12 protein-coding genes are annotated in these 11827 nt (G+C 50.2%); 6 read left to right on the top strand and 6 right to left on the bottom strand.

The features are described from left to right. Positions 1 to 187: 187 nt before the first annotated feature. Both AC2215_RS06175 and AC2215_RS06170 read right to left on the bottom strand, forming a co-directional pair. Positions 188 to 457: a DUF2584 family protein gene (locus AC2215_RS06175; protein ID WP_486809090.1), complete on the bottom strand. Its 270-nt coding sequence runs from the start codon at positions 455 to 457 to the stop codon at positions 188 to 190. Between the two features lie 3 nt (positions 458 to 460). Further along, on the bottom strand, positions 461 to 793 hold the full coding sequence (locus AC2215_RS06170) for a hypothetical protein (protein WP_486809089.1): 333 nt from the start codon (positions 791 to 793) through the stop codon (positions 461 to 463). Positions 794 to 841: 48 nt separating this feature from the next. On the opposite strand from AC2215_RS06170, the gene AC2215_RS06165 reads away from it, so the two are divergent. The 4 genes from AC2215_RS06165 (at position 842) to AC2215_RS06150 (ending at position 5245) form a co-directional block, all read left to right on the top strand. Beyond that, on the top strand, positions 842 to 2041 hold the full coding sequence (locus tag AC2215_RS06165; RefSeq protein ID WP_486809088.1) for an ankyrin repeat domain-containing protein: 1200 nt from the start codon (positions 842 to 844) through the stop codon (positions 2039 to 2041). 307 nt (positions 2042 to 2348) lie between these two features. Further along, positions 2349 to 3098: a class I SAM-dependent methyltransferase gene (locus AC2215_RS06160; RefSeq protein ID WP_486809087.1), complete on the top strand. Its 750-nt coding sequence runs from the start codon at positions 2349 to 2351 to the stop codon at positions 3096 to 3098. A gap of 175 nt (positions 3099 to 3273) precedes the next feature. After that, entirely contained in the window at positions 3274 to 4188 is a 915-nt protein-coding gene (locus AC2215_RS06155; protein WP_486809086.1) for an alpha/beta fold hydrolase, read from the top strand. 298 nt (positions 4189 to 4486) lie between these two features. Then, a complete protein-coding gene (locus tag AC2215_RS06150) occupies positions 4487 to 5245 on the top strand; it encodes a precorrin-2 C(20)-methyltransferase (protein WP_486809085.1) in 759 nt (252 codons plus the stop codon). 19 nt (positions 5246 to 5264) lie between these two features. Here AC2215_RS06150 and AC2215_RS06145 read toward each other — a convergent pair whose 3' ends face one another. After that, positions 5265 to 5579 carry a muconolactone Delta-isomerase gene (locus tag AC2215_RS06145; protein WP_486809084.1) on the bottom strand — a complete coding sequence of 105 codons (315 nt, stop codon included), beginning with the start codon at positions 5577 to 5579 and terminating at the stop codon, positions 5265 to 5267. Between the two features lie 150 nt (positions 5580 to 5729). On the opposite strand from AC2215_RS06145, the gene AC2215_RS06140 reads away from it, so the two are divergent. Beyond that, positions 5730 to 6926, top strand: coding sequence for an RNA-guided endonuclease InsQ/TnpB family protein (locus tag AC2215_RS06140; protein ID WP_486809083.1), 1197 nt, complete (start codon positions 5730 to 5732; stop codon positions 6924 to 6926). A 306-nt stretch (positions 6927 to 7232) separates the two neighbouring features. On the opposite strand, the gene AC2215_RS06135 is transcribed toward AC2215_RS06140, so the two are convergent. Continuing rightward, positions 7233 to 8171, bottom strand: a complete 939-nt coding sequence (locus AC2215_RS06135; RefSeq protein WP_486809106.1) for a lipoyl synthase — start codon at positions 8169 to 8171, stop codon at positions 7233 to 7235. Positions 8172 to 8779: 608 nt separating this feature from the next. Here AC2215_RS06135 and AC2215_RS06130 point away from each other — a divergent pair. Further along, the gene (locus AC2215_RS06130) at positions 8780 to 9331 is read left to right on the top strand and encodes a response regulator (RefSeq protein WP_486809082.1); all 552 of its coding nucleotides are present in this window, start codon (positions 8780 to 8782) and stop codon (positions 9329 to 9331) included. Positions 9332 to 9694: 363 nt separating this feature from the next. Here the strand turns inward: AC2215_RS06130 and AC2215_RS06125 are convergent, their stop codons facing one another. Together AC2215_RS06125 and AC2215_RS06120 are read right to left on the bottom strand one after the other, a co-directional pair. Next, positions 9695 to 10675, bottom strand: a complete 981-nt coding sequence (locus AC2215_RS06125; protein WP_486809081.1) for a glycosyltransferase family 2 protein — start codon at positions 10673 to 10675, stop codon at positions 9695 to 9697. A 122-nt stretch (positions 10676 to 10797) separates the two neighbouring features. Continuing rightward, positions 10798 to 11827, bottom strand: a 1030-nt coding sequence (locus tag AC2215_RS06120; RefSeq protein ID WP_486809080.1) for a vWA domain-containing protein, incomplete at its 5' end; no start/stop codon positions are given.

Below are 11827 nucleotides of genomic sequence, written 5' to 3'. Positions count from 1 at the left end.
TGGCGACTGATTCGTCGCGTTCGATTTTACAGCCATCGCGATCGAGACCCGGTTATGGCATCTCGCGCACAACACTCCCAACGAAGCGATCGCCTAGAATTCACCGTATAAACCTACCAGTACGCTACCGCATAAGTTTTGTCAGTCAACCAGGGTTTGGGGTGTAGGATTTGCAATCTCGTCCTATTTACAATGCTTTGCTCTGAAAAGGAACTTGATAGATTCGATCGACTTCAAAATCTAAATGTGTCGTTCTATTTTCCCAAACCAGTCGGACAATTATAATATCCGCCCGCGCCAACCAATCTTCGTCAACGAGTTGAATGGGAACGTCGATGGGCAGAATTCTGTAGCCCTCTTTTTGGGCTTGATATCGTTTCCCTTTTTCCAGTGGTGTTGGATAACCTTGAGTGGGTTTTAATTTTAGAATACTGTTAACTTCACATGGCATTCCCATGCTTTAGACTCCTCCTCGAGTAGTTCGATCGACTAAAACCTTTTCTTGAATTGTACTAAAGTATTCGATGATATATTCATCTCCAATTTCATTTTCTAAACGCTGCCAAAGCTCTAACCCTTTTTCTTCAAACTCTTGTTCTTCTCGATCGGACTTAAACCCTGCAGAAGCCGGATCGTCCCAATCGAGAATTGCATCGAAAGTCTCCGCCCATTTCTTTAAGTCTTGTTTTAGACTTGTCAAGATTGGTAAATCTTCTGGATTCAAGTTCCCGCCATTATCATAATCCCAAATTGGGAAACAGCCATAATCGGTCATAAGTTTAATTGTTCGCATAGGTAAATTATTATACTGAGTTTTATAAATTATATTTTTTGATATTACATGAAAATCAGAAAGATATCAAAGCTTTTTGAAAATATCGGGTTTCGCGACCGAATGGGTTTAATTTATTGCCTGAGAGAGTTTGAATCTGTAAATTTTATAGAAATAACTACAGAATCGACTCCATTAGTTTATGCGATCGATAGAGGATGGGTAGAAGGGGTTTGCATTCTCATTCAAGCCGGAGCCAATGTAAATTTTAGCAATAATCCTGAAAGTAATCCTCTCGTATCTGCAATTCAAATCTATTCTACGGCTATTTTAGAAATCTTACTGGAAGCGGGAGCAAATGTTGATGGTTTAGGCTTCTTGAAAACTCCACTCATCGAGGCGATAAGATACGAGAAATCAAGCTGTATCGCACGTTTAATCGAAGCGGGGGCAAATCTTAACCAAGTGGATACATCTGGTACAACCCCCTTAATGGCTGCTGTGTTGCACAACGATTTCAATCTCGTCAAGAGATTAGTTGAAAGGGGTGCAGATGTGAACTATCAAAATTACTTCGATCGAATTACTGCTTTGGAAGTTGCAGCGGATAACGGTCATCAAGAAATTTTTGAATATTTATTTCCCATAACTACTTGTGAAGAAAGCCGACAATATGCTTTACAAAAACTATCCCGTGGAATTATTCGCAAACAAAGACGCGAAGATACGTTAACTGACGATTTTATTACAGCGGCGGCTATCGGAGATGTACGAGGTATTCGGCAGGGAATTGATGCGGGAGTCGATATCGATGCATTTGGTGTAAATGGAAAAACTGCTCTTCATACAGCCTGCGATAATGGACGTTTAGATGTGGTTCGCCTTTTGCTCAAAGCTGGTGCAGATTTAGAACGTTGTTGTGAGTCAGATGTAGATACCCTCACTCCTTTAGGATTCGCAATTCGAGGAGGAAATTCAGAAATCGTTAAAATCTTGCTCGAAGCCGGTGCAGATATCCATGTCAAACCTTATGCCGATTCAAACCAAACGCTTTTACCACTTGCCATAGATCGAAATCATTTAGAAATTGCCCAAATTTTAATTGACGCTGGTATCGATTTAAATGCGATCGATAATGGATGGACGGCTTTGGATCTGGCGAGACACCGTCGGTACGAGCCAATGGTACAACTTTTAACGAAAGCTGGTGCAGTTGGTTATCGTAAAATTGAGATCGTTCCTGTCGATCCAGATGAAATCCCATTCTAATAGAGAGTGGGAATGAGAATTAAATAACCGATGTGATTTGCGATTGATGAACCCACCCCCAACCCCTCCCAAGAGGGGAGTTAGACTACACCCGTTCACCCATGAAATCGAGTCCTCGATCGAAACGCTCGATTCTAAACGCCAAAATAAAACTCGATCGCAATTTTTAGATGACTAGAGTTGAAATATAGGTGCGAACATCAAAAATTCAATTGATTGTCATCGCGTCATCTTTAATTCTTCACCCCATTCCCCATTCCCCATTCCCCATTTTCCTTTCCCTTTCTTGGCAGAGGTCTAATAAATTATGAATCAGTGGTACAAAGAAGACCTCGCGTACATTCACGATATCGGGTTTCAAGAATACGCCGTCGAATCGGCCCCCAGTATCTTGGAAATTCTCGATTTCTACAAGATCCGGGACGGTCTTATCGTAGATTTAGGATGCGGTACGGGACACTCAGCCCAGGCATTCGTGGCGGCAAACTATCGGGTGTTGGGGGTGGATATTTCCCCCTCGGCGATCGAAATTGCCCGCTGTCGCGTTCCCGATGCCGAATTTCGAGTGGCATCTCTGTTCGAGGTCAAAATTCCCCCCTGCGTGGCAGTTACTTCAATTGGAGAATGCGTCAACTACTGTTTCGATGGCGAGCGGGATCTGTCCCAACTCGTGGGATTATTCGATCGCATTTATCGTTCTCTGGCAGTGGGTGGAGTGTTCGTCTTCGATATTGCCGAACCCGGAATTGTCCCGCCGGGAACAACCGCCAAAGGATTTACGGAAGGAGACGATTGGATCGTGTTGGTGGAAAAAGAGGAAGACTCCCGCAACGCCACACTCACCCGGCGGATTATCACCTTTCGGCAGATGGGAGAAAACTATCGTAGGGATGAGGAATTGCACGTTTTACGGTTGTATCATGCACGAGAGGTTGCCACCCACCTGCGTCGGATGGGCTTCGAGGTAGAAATTCTGCGGGGTTACGGATCGTACCGTTTGCCCCCAGCCCACGCGGCGATCGTGGCGTATAAACCCAGCCCAGACGCGAATCTGTAACGATAACTATTGCTACAACTCGATCGACAACAGACCGAGTAACAATGAATAAAGGTGGGTCGGAATCGAAATGGGCGATCGGGTTTGCCAAAATCTACCCGTCGCCTCGACTTCGCCCTAACTTAACCTCTGTCTCTAACCCCACGCGCGATCGCGCAAAGCTTATCAAAATTCTATGTTTATCCCTGTCGGTTTCGAGAAACAATCGATCGCCACTTCCCTCGGCAGAATCGCCTATTACACACCCCAACAGACCTTTTGGAATCAAAATATCGATCGGATCGACAACCCAAAAACCCTAGTTTTTATCCACGGGTTCGGTGGGGGGTCTTCCGCCTATGAATGGTCGAAGGTGTATCCGGCGTTCGTACCAAACTATCGCGTTATTGCCCCCGATTTAATCGGCTGGGGGCGATCGGAACATCCCGAACGAGACTACCAAATTAACGATTACCTCACCAGCATTACCGAATTTATCGAAACAACCGGCAACGCCCCCGTGACGGTTATTGCTTCTTCCCTGACGGCGGCCATGATAATCCGGGCAGCGATCGCCCGTCCGGATTTATTCGAGTCTCTGATTCTCACCAACCCCAGCGGACTCTCGGATTTTGGCGACGACTACACCCGCAACTTCTTCGCCCAACTCATTCGCACCCCCATTCTCGATCGCCTCGTTTATAGTACGGCGATCGCCACTCCTCAAGGCATTTCCGCCTTCCTCGAACAGCGGCAGTTCGCCCAACCCAACCGCATTTATCCCGAAATTATCGAAGCGTATCTAGCCTCAGCCACCCAACCCAACGCCGAATACGCCGCCCTGGCTTTCGTTCGGGGGGATTTGTGTTTCGACTTATCGTTATATATCCCCCAACTCACCACACCCACGGCCATCCTCTGGGGAGAAAAAACCCAGTTCACCAGCCCCGAAACGGGCAAACGCCTCGCCAACCTGAACCCCGAGGCGATTCGATCGTTCCAAATCCTCGAAGATGTGGGACTCACCCCCCAACTCGAACTTCCCGCCGTGACGATCGGTCTAATCGATCGCTACGTTCGCTCTCTGTCGTTCGATCGTGTTACAGTCTAGTGCTGCTACGCAGAATTAAAAATTAAAAATGCTTACCGTACATAGCTTTCTCCGGTCGATCGCTCGGTAGTTATTTCTGCCGCGTTGCCCTAGGTTGCGGTTTGGTACGCCCAATTCGTCGTTCCCGGTTAATGGGGAAAAAATGGGAAGCAGCCAAGGGAAAATTCCCATCGATACCGCAACAGACTTGAGGCAGTAGGGCAGACTCGCAGCCGCCAACCGGCAACGAGAACCCACATCACAAGAATCCACATCACAAGTACGAACCCCCTCTTGGGGGATTTAGGGAGGAATCGAGTTGGCAAACCCGTCCGATGGAAAACCCGAAATCGGCACACTATACGGTATTGGTGTCGGCCCCGGCGATCCAGAATTAATTAGCTTCAAAGGAGTGCGAATTCTCGATCGCGTCCCCATCGTAGCTTTTCCGGCTGGGATTGGCGGCAAACCCGGTGTTGCCGAACAAATCGTCGCCGATTGGTTGAAACCCGAACAAATCCGCCTCCCCCTCCAATTTCCCTACGTCCGCGATGAGACGGTGTTACGCCAAGCCTGGGTTCAAGCGGCAGATCGAACTTGGGAATACCTCCAAAAGGGTAAAGATGTCGCTTTCGTCAGCGAAGGGGATGTGAGTTTCTACAGCACCTTTACTTACTTAGCCCAAACTCTGCAACAGCAACATCGGTCAGTGCTGGTGGAAACAATACCCGGCATTTGTTCCCCCATGGCAGCCGCCGCCGAGTTGGGAATTCCCCTCACCGTCACCTCTCAGAAATTGGCAATTTTACCCGCCCTCTATAACGTTACCGAACTCGATGCCGCCTTAGAGTGGGCGGATGTGGTGGTGTTGATGAAAGTCAGTTCCGTCTACGAAGCGGTATGGCAGCAATTGCAGGGTCGGGGATTGCTCGATCGCAGTGATATTGTCGAACGGGCAACCCATCCCCAACAGGTTCTTTACCGAGGATTGCGCGATCGCCCCCATCTGCAACTGCCCTATTTTTCCCTACTGGTAATTCGAGTCACACCCCATCCGATATTGCTATCCTCACAATAGTTAGCGATAATCGAGCGGGCTATCCCTCAAATCTAGCCTTTACATCGGCGGCAAAATCTTCGTACCGTCTCAACGGCGTGACTTCTACCCGAACGTGTTGTCCCAGGAGTTTCATAATCGGCAGATCGAACAAAATGCGATCGAGGGTATCCGGGGACGATACATCCACGATCGCAATCACTCGCCGCATCCCGACGCACTTCCACAAATCCACCACCGTTCCCGCCTCTTTCGCCCCCAATGCCACCTCCGCCTCTTGCGTCCAGATGGCAAAAAGTTCGGATTGAGACATTCCTGCCGGGTACTCGATATGAAAGTCTACGTGGTATAGCATAACGATGGATTTTCTTTGAGAATTACCAAAAAAACAGGGCTTTAAAGCCTCCCCCTCTTTTAGGGGATTTCCTAGATTCTATCAAACCCCTCTAGAAAGCTTATACCAGAAATGGTAGTATAAGATAAGCGATAAGTGAGGTCGATAATCGTGATAGTCCTAGAATTCAAGTCCTACCCCAATCAACAGCAAGAGAAGGCGATTCAAGAAGCCATCCGAACTGCGCAATTCGTACAAAACAAATGCTTAAGGTACTGGATGGATAATCAGGGTGTTGGTAAGTATGACTTAAGTAAGTTGTGTGCGGTACTGGCCAAGGAGTTTCCTTTTGCTGGGGAGTTAAACTCTCAAGCCAGACAAGCGGGTGCCGAACGGACCTGGTCTGCCATCTCGCGGTTTTACGCAAACTGCAAGCTGAAGGTAACAGGTAAAAAGGGCTATCCGAAGTTTAAGAAGAACGCACGTTCTGTCGAATACAAGGTAAGCGGCTGGAAGCTTTCACAAGAGCGCAAGCACATCACCTTCACCGACAAGAAGGGTATTGGGAGATTGAAGCTCAAAGGCGGATACGACCTTCACTTCTACAATATCGATCGAATCAAGCGCGTTCGTATTGTCCGTCGTGCCGATGGGTACTACGTCCAGTTCTGCGTAAGCGTAGAGCGGAGCGAGGAGATTAAGCCCACCGGACGGGCAATTGGGTTAGATATGGGACTCAAAGAGTTCTACACCGACTCCAACGGCGAGACTGTTGCGAATCCCGAATTTTATCGCTTGGGAGAGGAACGCATCAAGTTTCACCGACGTCGCGTTTCTCGCAAAAAGAAAGGCTCTGCCAACCGCTCCAAAGCCATTAATCGACTGGCGCTAGCGCATCTCAAGATAAGTAGGCAGCGTAAAGACCACGCCGTGAAGCTGGCGCGGTGCGTTATCCAATCTAACGATTTGGTCGCCTATGAAGACTTGAGAATCCGAAATTTCGTGAAAAATCACTGCCTAGCCAAATCAATTAATGATGTGGGTTGGTATCAATTCAGGACGTGGCTAGAGCGCTATGGGAAGGTGTTCGGCAGGGTCACTGTCGCCGTCGAGCCGACCTATACCTCTTACAACTGCTCGAGTTGTGGTGCAACGGTTAAGAAGTCGCACTCGTCGCGCACCCATGCATGTAAGTGTGGATGCACCCTAGACCGCGATTTCAGCGGGGCCATCAAGATCTTGAATCGAGCCTACAGTACCGTAGGGCATACGGGAACTCACGCTTCTGGAGACCTGACCTCTATTTGGATTGGTGAAAACCTGTCTAAACAAGCTGGGTCGATGAAGGAAGAATCCCCGCACCTTTAGGTCGGGGAGTGTCAATAATTGCTAATCACGCCATGTGCAACTTGTTTATCCAAAACCTGACCGCACGGGGGAATGGGGAATGGGGAATGGGGGATTTTTCGACTCGCTCACTATATGGCGCGCGCAAAAAGAGCGCACACCGCGTTAATCGTACTCTGTCACTTTCAGTTTGGAGGGGGGCTTTTCCCGATCTTTACGGCAGTGGGAAGGGCTTCGGAGGAGTGAATGGACAATGGAAAATGGGTCACTGACAAAGCTTTTCCCTCTCCCCGCGTCCCCGTGTCCCCGTGTCCCCTTGTCCCCCTATCAATCCTCCTCCCCAGCATGGTAGGAACTGCGCACCAGGGGACCCGATCGCACGTGGGAGAAACCCATCTCCCGCGCGATATCCCCGAGGCGATCGAATTCTTCGGGAGTCCAGTATTTTTGCACCGGGAGATGAGCCAGAGACGGGCGCATATACTGCCCCAGAGTAATGCGATCGCAGTCGATACGGCGTAAATCTGCCATCGCTTCGAGAATTTCGGCTTCTGTTTCTCCGTGGCCTAACATCAAACCGGATTTGGTGGGAATCTCGGGATCGAGTTCCTTGACCACCCGCAACAGGTCTAAAGAGCGATCGTACTTCGCCCCTCGCCGCACCGGTCCTTGCAGCCGCCGTACCGTCTCGATATTGTGGTTGTAGCAGGCGGGTTTTGCCCGAACGACGGTTTCGATGCGCTGCCGTTGTAACTGTTGTAATTGTGCCAAGGACATCACCTTCGTTGCGCGATCGTTCTTCCCGTCTCCCCGTCTCCCCGATCGAATTCCGAATTCCGAATTCCCACTTCCTCCCCAAAAATCCGCCGTCAGCACTTCAATTTGAGTTTCGGGACGGCGATCGCGAATCGCGGCCATGGTTGCCGCGAACCACCCCGCCCCACCATCGGGCAAGTCATCGCGGGCCACGGAGGTAAGTACCACGTATCGCAATGCCAACTGCTGCACCGCTTCGGCAACTTTTTGCGGTTCTTCGGGATCGAGAGGCATCGGGGAATGTCCCTTATCCACCTGACAGAAGGCGCACGATCGCGTGCAGGTCGGGCCCATAAGCAAAAACGTTGCCGTTTTCTGGGCGTAGCATTCTCCCCGGTTGGGACAGCGCCCTTCTTCGCAAATGGTGTGAATCTGGCGCTGTTTGATAATGCGCTGGACGGTGGAGAGTTCGCTGGCTTTGGCAATGGGACGGCGCAGCCACGATGGCATGGCTTGCACGTCGTCGCGCCGTTGGCTGGCTGGAGTGGGTGTCGTGGAATGAAACTGGGCGGTCATAGTGCGGTTCTCTTCGGGATAGAAATGGCAATGGAAAGCAGGAATTTGAAGGAAACTCGATCGACGTTGAGACCGAGCTTTGGCGTAATTTTAGATGCATCTTAGCTCATCTTGCTTCAAAATCGGGGGCTAAAGACCGGTCGATCGTCGCAGCGGATAGCAGGTGATTTTCCTTGTTCCGAGAGGGTTGCACCGCACAAGAACACCTTGGGATCTCCCGATGGCCCGATCGCCCCTTGGAGCAAACCCGATCGAGTGTAGAATAGATTTCTAGGTTAAAGGGTCTATCTTGTTTCACACAGACGGTAGCACAACCTAATAGCGCTTTTGGGGCAATCGACTCGGCGCTTCGAGGTATCTCCTGGCAGCATCGTTTCTATCGGGCTGTGGTGCGTTCGTTGCTTTGGAGTTCAACTCACAAGATTTGAGGTTGCATCGTGGAGGCGATGCGGATGCTACAGGAGCCATCGGCACGATCGTGCTTCCGATTCTATATAATCCTATCGTTCGAGTCTCTTACTCACCACTAGAGGAGTCCAGTCGTGGCAAGTCACAAAATCCTGGTTATTGATGATAGTCGAGTCATTCAGAAAACCGTGAAAGGGATGTTACCGCCCGGTAATTTTGAAGTTTTAGAAGCCAAGGATGGCGAAGAGGGCTTAAAGAGAATTAAGCAGGATAACCCCAGTCTAATTATGTTAGACTTCTTGCTGCCGAAAAAAAGCGGTTGGGAAGTTTTTCAAGAAATTCAAGCCAACGACAAGTTGCGATCGATTCCTTTACTGTTAATGTCGGGTCGCAAAGAGGAAGTGACCGAAAAAATTTCCGAACCGTTCGAGCATTTTGAATTTATCGAAAAACCCTTCGAGAAAAAGCAACTGATCAATGCCATTAAGGTATCGATGGCGAAGGCAAAGAAACCTCGCGGAAAAGGCTCCGCGACGAAGGTTTCTCCGGCTGCTGCTCCGACCGCTACGGGTGGAGATGAAGTTGCTGCACTGAAGGCGCAAATTGCGAAAATGCAAAGTGAAATTAATGGTTTGAAGAAGCAAGTCAGCCAAATTTTGGCATTCATCAAACAGAAGATGAAGTAGTTAAAATAACCTGCTTTTATTTTCTGATATCGGACGAAGGGTGTAAGCATTCAGGTCTTGGGGTTGACAACCCCCCCATCTTCAGTCAAGCCGGGGAATCAGGGATAACTGACCCGAGTGACCCCGCATGGTTTCCGAAAGCGGACGACCGAAAAACTCGATCGCCGACCGACCGCTCGCGCGACAAGATTCGATGGCACTGAGCAAAGTCGCCCTTCGGCGAAACTAAAACTGGACAAAGTGACTGGGTCAATTGAGAAATTCAATCGACCCGTTCTCGAAAGAATCACACCCGTCTCGGGGGTGCAATCCAATCCAAAAAGAATTAGAGCGCAATGTAAATCGCCCGATCCCAAACTGACGTTAGCTTGCGTTGGAAGCTTGTGTTTTAGCCCCAGGGAGAGTGGGTTGCTTCATCGGGTCTTGCCAGTTGGTCCAAATGTCTTGCGCCTGATTTTGGCAGATATGGGGTTTTTTATGTCCCACCAGTTCTCGACCCAGAGAGACTCCTCGTCCAGCCAACCAACACAGATTAGCCTGGAACAATCCCGTTGCGCCGTAGAATTTGGTGAAATATCTCGCTCGCGAAGCGTACAGGTATGCCGGTGGGCGTTTGAGGGAGGCCATACTTGCTTGTACCGGTCCGCTACCGCCTTTGAGGTGGACGACTCGAGCCATCGGCCAGTAGCGAATTTTCCAGCCGGCTGCCTGAGTGCGCCGACAATAATCGATATCCTCGAAGTACATAAAGTACCCCTCATCCATCAGTCCGATTTTCTCAATGACCTCCCGTCGAATTAGGACGCAGGCAAAACTAATCCACTCCGTTTCGATCGAGGTATCGGACACGGGAATCACCACATCGCTATTGGCAAATAGCTTGGTAATCGGGCCGGTATTCGCCGATCCGATTAATTCGCCGATGGGGGAACGATAGCGGAAGCAACTGACTTGAGGGGTGGTGTCGGGCCACTCCAGGCGAGGGCCGAAAATCCCCACCTCCGGATGAGCCTCTACTGCCTCGAACAGTGCTTTAAAAGCTCCCGGCCGGATAATGGTATCGCTGCCGAGTAACAAATAGGTCTCGGCGGTGTAGTTCTTCAAAACCAGGTTGTGACCGGCCGAAAAACCGCCATTGACGGTGGAGGGCAAAACTTCAGCCCAAGATTCCCATTGACGTTCGGCGATCGCGCGTTGAAGTACCTCGACGGAATCGTCCCCCGAAGCATTATCCACCACCACGACCCGATCTCGACCCACTTCCACTTCGTTTTCCAAGGAAGCCAAACACTCCACCACGAGTTGCGGAGTGCGATAGTTAATAATCGAAACGATCGAACGCATCAGTCTATTGGTCTCCGAGTAACATTCATTGAGTTCTGGGCGAGCGATAGAGGCAATGAGCGCTTTGGGGGCTTCGGGGTCTAAATTCTCCCTTGTCTCCCTTGTCTCCCGTTTCTCCCCATCTATTCCGACGGTTTCTGGAGAATCGTCTTAGAAACGATCCGGGTTTTCTTGCGATCGCTATCTGAGAGATTCTCTCCTTGTTGTAGCATTGTGGCACTTTTTTGCAAGATCGTCGCCGCCCCATCATCCCCCATTTGCAGGGCGGTTTTCGCCGCACTTTGCAACATCGTCGCCGCCCCGGTTCGATCGCCTTGTTGGAGTTTGGTTTCGGCAATTTGAGTTTGCCGGTACTTTGCCAGGGCTAAAACGTGCTGCCCCACTTCGGGATCGGGAGAGGGCACGAACCCGCTAACGACGTTTGCCGTTACCGAAATCGTCTCGGAGAGGATTTCCGTTTGTCCCGTAGCCGGATCGTCGTAGCGAACTTGCAATTGAGCGATTTCGTGACGCCCTTCGCTCATTTTTGCCACGTATAAGTTCGCCAAAATCACGCGCGGAACGTCCACCATCAAATCCCCCAAGCGTACGGCAATGCGTCTGTCATCTTCCGAGTGGACCGGCAGTTCGATGGTTTCCGGGGCCACCTGGGCGATGGGTTTGAGTTCGGCCAAGCGCACCTCGGGCATTGGAGAGAGAATCAAGTGGGCGTTGGTCAATCCCACCGACTGCATTCGATCGAATAGGCGGGCGAACTCTTCCACGGCTTGTGTCGGTTCGGCGATATAGGAAAGCGATCCGCCACCGGCATCGGCAATCGCTTCGAGGACATCCTGATTCCAATGGTCGCCAAATCCCAAACCGTTGAGGGCGATCCCGTACTCGGCGGCGAGTTGGGCCAGCTTCAGACAGCGGGGGTTATCTCCGTGTTCGTTTTCCCCGTCCGTGAGCAAAAACGCTTGGGAAATCGTATCTTGTTTTGCCTTCGAGAGTTCTTCGATCCCCAATTTCATCCCTTCATCGATCGCGGTGCCGCCACTGGCTTTGAGACCCTCGATCGTCGCTTTAATGGCTTCGGGGTTTTCGACCGGTTGATTGGGGACTAAGACTTTGGCACGATGATCGAAGGCGACCACCGACAGGCGATCGGTG

This window comes from Zarconia sp. (assembly GCF_057467645.1).
Note: the sequence above shows the minus strand (reverse complement) of the source record. Positions and strands in the feature narration are given on the sequence as shown.

Bases quoted from the DNA above. Each gene is read 5' to 3' on its own strand.
- AC2215_RS06125 (WP_486809081.1), bottom strand. From the start codon at position 10,675: ATGCGTTCGATCGTTTCGATTATTAACTATCGCACTCCGCAACTCGTG.
- AC2215_RS06165 (WP_486809088.1), top strand. From the start codon at position 842: ATGAAAATCAGAAAGATATCAAAGCTTTTTGAAAATATCGGGTTTCGC.
- AC2215_RS06160 (WP_486809087.1), top strand. From the start codon at position 2,349: ATGAATCAGTGGTACAAAGAAGACCTCGCGTACATTCACGATATCGGG.
- AC2215_RS06170 (WP_486809089.1), bottom strand. From the start codon at position 793: ATGCGAACAATTAAACTTATGACCGATTATGGCTGTTTCCCAATTTGG.
- AC2215_RS06145 (WP_486809084.1), bottom strand. From the start codon at position 5,579: ATGCTATACCACGTAGACTTTCATATCGAGTACCCGGCAGGAATGTCT.
- AC2215_RS06155 (WP_486809086.1), top strand. From the start codon at position 3,274: ATGTTTATCCCTGTCGGTTTCGAGAAACAATCGATCGCCACTTCCCTC.
- AC2215_RS06175 (WP_486809090.1), bottom strand. From the start codon at position 457: ATGGGAATGCCATGTGAAGTTAACAGTATTCTAAAATTAAAACCCACT.
- AC2215_RS06135 (WP_486809106.1), bottom strand. From the start codon at position 8,171: ATGCCATCGTGGCTGCGCCGTCCCATTGCCAAAGCCAGCGAACTCTCC.